The sequence below is a fragment of the Nostoc flagelliforme FACHB-838 genome (assembly GCF_014698065.1).
GTDB lineage: Bacteria > Cyanobacteriota > Cyanobacteriia > Cyanobacteriales > Nostocaceae > Nostoc > Nostoc flagelliforme_B.
This window is the reverse complement of the sequence record NZ_JACJSI010000534.1, coordinates 1-3,367: the sequence shown is the minus strand read 5'-3', so window position 1 is coordinate 3,367 and position 3,367 is coordinate 1. Positions and strand designations below refer to the sequence as shown.

At 43.0% G+C, this 3,367-nt stretch carries 4 protein-coding genes and 1 pseudogene; 3 read left to right on the top strand and 2 right to left on the bottom strand.

The annotated features are described in order from the left end of the window. The 3 genes and pseudogenes from H6G97_RS55750 to H6G97_RS48185 all read left to right on the top strand — a co-directional run. Window positions 1-155 (top strand): annotated as a pseudogene (locus tag H6G97_RS55750) (tyrosine-type recombinase/integrase); the annotation flags it as partial. A gap of 3 nt (window positions 156-158) precedes the next feature. Continuing rightward, on the top strand, window positions 159-626 hold the full coding sequence (locus tag H6G97_RS48190) for a hypothetical protein (protein ID WP_190947402.1): 468 nt from the start codon (window positions 159-161) through the stop codon (window positions 624-626). Window positions 627-628: 2 nt separating this feature from the next. After that, window positions 629-1,327, top strand: a complete 699-nt coding sequence (locus tag H6G97_RS48185) for a hypothetical protein (RefSeq protein ID WP_190947401.1) — start codon at window positions 629-631, stop codon at window positions 1,325-1,327. A gap of 121 nt (window positions 1,328-1,448) precedes the next feature. Here H6G97_RS48185 and H6G97_RS48180 read toward each other — a convergent pair whose 3' ends face one another. Both H6G97_RS48180 and H6G97_RS48175 read right to left on the bottom strand, forming a co-directional pair. Next, a complete protein-coding gene (locus H6G97_RS48180) occupies window positions 1,449-2,102 on the bottom strand; it encodes a PAP/fibrillin family protein (RefSeq protein WP_338422015.1) in 654 nt (217 codons plus the stop codon). 173 nt (window positions 2,103-2,275) lie between these two features. Next, window positions 2,276-3,367: ShlB/FhaC/HecB family hemolysin secretion/activation protein (locus tag H6G97_RS48175; RefSeq protein ID WP_190947400.1), on the bottom strand; the 1,092-nt coding region annotated here is incomplete at its 5' end.

The following is a 3,367-nucleotide window of genomic DNA, read 5'->3' as shown; positions in this document are numbered from 1 at the left end:
CTACTGACTTATTGCTATTGGGAGTTGACCCCAGCCATGCCCGTAAACTAACTGGACATCAAAGCGAGAAAGCTTTTCGACGCTATACACTTCGCAGTGAACAAGAAGCGGCAATCGCTGCCTACTATCGTGCAATCGGAGAGGAAGTGGAGTAAGGTATGCCAAAGCCACTTGATCCCAAGTGTCAGTTATGCGCTAAATTACCAACAACTCAAGCTAAAGTTTTACATGGAACAGCAGGGGATGGGTGTTGGAATCCAAAAGTCTGCCACAATCGCCGTTCGTTTTACCGCCACCGCTCCCAGAATAATTCAGCCGAAATTGATGCGATCGCAGTCGAACCACCAGCAACATATTTTGCAGTGTTGTATCTATATAAAGAACCAGGGGATAAACCATTACACGCCTTAGGTGCAGAACTCTGGCTAGGGCAAAAACCTGTTTGTCGCCTGGAACCAATTCACTGTTTTGGGCTAACAGCAGGTAAGATCCGCACCTATACAGATCAGGTGTTGCAGGCGTTTGCGAAACAATATGGTGTTTCGCTCTATCAATATAAAGATATGTTTGAGATTGCCTCAAGCTATTGCCCAGTACATCCTTGCCCTCTACATCCACAATCCTAGAGATGACCGCATACCGCCAATTAACCATCTGGGACGTATTAGATGAATTGTCCGAATCTCCAACGACATCAACACTAGCACCGATGTGGGAATGTTTAGATGCCGAGCTAGAGAATTTACCTTTGGAGGCACAATTATCAACCGCAGCGCTTGCCTTCAGTCAAATTGCAGATATTCTTAAGTCTCGTGCCGAAGTGCTGTTGCAAGATATCCGCGATCGCAATAGTCTTTTGGGGCCAATTATTAGCGCCGATCTCTTTGCTGGTCTAGTGCGGACAACAATGCATCTGGATTTAGATGATTTGATTGAACCGGAAACACCACAAACCTTTAAACCACACGGCCCACACCAATTTTCACATTCTATTGAAGAGGGCGATTCTGTAGTAGCACCTGTTGAAAAAGCGAATGTTTTGGCAATGATCGATCAAGTGACAACTTTAGAAGATGTCCGCAATTTGGCATCAGATGAAGATGTGGAAAAATGGCAGAGTGCGATCGCTAACCATCTGATAAATGTCAAAGATGAGATTTCTTTAGTTAAACTGCAACGTGTTTTGCAAATGCCGATGGTAGAAGTATGGTTGGGATTATTGCTGGGTGAGTTTACGCTAGAACAGCGTGGTGATTTTTATCACAACCAAAATGTCTGGGTGAAAAGCTCCCTAACTTCGACCAATGACAATTCATTCGCTATATAGAATCTATTTGGGAAGCGATCGCCTAAGAAGATAATTGGCAACCTTTTAATGATTTAGTGAGACAAATACAGTTTAGGCAATAGTTTTAGCTTTATTTACAAGTAAGAAGACTCTGATCTTTTTACTCGGATCGTAGCAACACATACAAATTTTTTTGATTACCACGCATGAGGCGAAAATTTTCGTCTAAATAGGTAATATCTGTCCAGCCATTAAAGGAGAGTGTTGATTCCAAAGGCGACTCATTATCGACTCCTAAAGCCTTACGAAAACTAGAGTCGGTCAAATCATTGCTTACACTTTTAACGGATGTTTCTACAAAATCAATATTGAGACGTTTAGAATCTTCTACTGTGTAACGCCCTTCAACTATAGTAACACCTAAAATACCAGACAATAGAGTAAATTCAATTAGGTTATTGTATTGCTGACCAGATGTATAAACTTCTTGAAAGATACCAGTAACGCTGATAGCCACATTCGGGAGTTTACCAAAAGAAACACGTTGTAGAGTAGTTTCTTGTTCTAAGCCAAATGTACTGTACAAGAGCCGCCAGCGCCCTTGAACCAACTCAAGATGGTTTGTTGGTTCAGTAGTAGGATTTACAGCCTCAAGTGATCGCGCTAATGTCTCGATTTGCAATGCGGCTGTTGGAGTATAGTTAAACCCAATGTCACTAGCTTCTGAGATAGAAATCAGTTCTTGTTTAAGATTTACCAATTCGCTAACCATAATTTGGTCTAAAAAAACCTTTTTAGCTCGTGAAAACGGCACAATATATCACTTTTTGCTATTAACCATAGATTCTATCACAATACCGTCTTTTTTTATACTGTAAAAACGGCGTTTTACCTTATTTATGTGAACTTCAACAGCCGTCACCGTGATAGTTGCTCCCCCTGGATTTTCGTGCAAAGAAGTACTTTCTTGAGCAGATAGCTACACGTTCAAAACGCATTGTACTGAATAGAAAACAAAATCCCGTTCTCCTGCCAAGTTCTTCCGTCTGAAGAATCTATCGGCACCAACGGAATCCCCCAGTCAACACGTGCATTAAAGTCACCCCCGCGCCACTGCAATCCCAACCCCACAGAAGCCAACATATTTGAGTCGGGATTTTCTGTACCTGCATTCCACCCAAATCCGAAGTCTGCAAAGGGGATAATTTGCAAAGTACCACCAGATATGAGAATCGGCACTTGCACTTCAGCCGAAGCAAACACACCATTATCAACTAATAAAAAATCTTGGCGATATCCTCGTACACTATCCACACCACCCGCGCCAAACTGTTCTAGCGGCAAAAGTGTAGTAGTAGCTAGTTGCGTATTCAGACGCAGTAACATCAGAGTATCTGGAGCCAACAGTCGTAACCATTGGGCTTGCCCAAGCCAACTGAAAAAACAACTATCCGCTCTATCTGAATTTATCGTCGCGTTGAATGCATCAAGTCCCACGCTGAACTGCGATCGCACTGCAAATACTTCACGGTTATTGCGAGATACCCACTCCTGGAAAAATCGCAATGCTGATACCCTCGTGTTCCCTTTGTCATCTGCACCATCAGAGGGGAACGGAATTCGCCCAAATTCAAAATCTACATACGAAGCCTCGCTTTCTTTCCTGGAAACAGTTATGCCAAGCGCAAATTCCTGGTTGAGAGTTCGGACTATTGGCTGTCGATACGTCAGTTCGTACTGCCGAGATTCTGCTTGAATATCCAGGATGTCGAAAGGTTCTTCGACAACATTAGCTGCTGAAGTCCCGTAGATAAAAGAAATTGTCCCATCTCTGGGATTGATGGGTATTGTGTAACTAGCATCAAACGAGTTATTACCATCAGTGTTGGTATAGCCCACACTTAAACCATCTCCTACTCCCAGTAAGTTTGCTTCAGTTACTTGCAGCCGACGACGAAAGCTACCCACAGATGGCGTTCGTCCGTTATCAAGTATGATTTGAGTGTTAAATGTGTCTGCTTCTTCTATGTTCACTGTCAAGACAGCTGTGTTGAGCTTCTCCCCAGGTGACAACTCAGC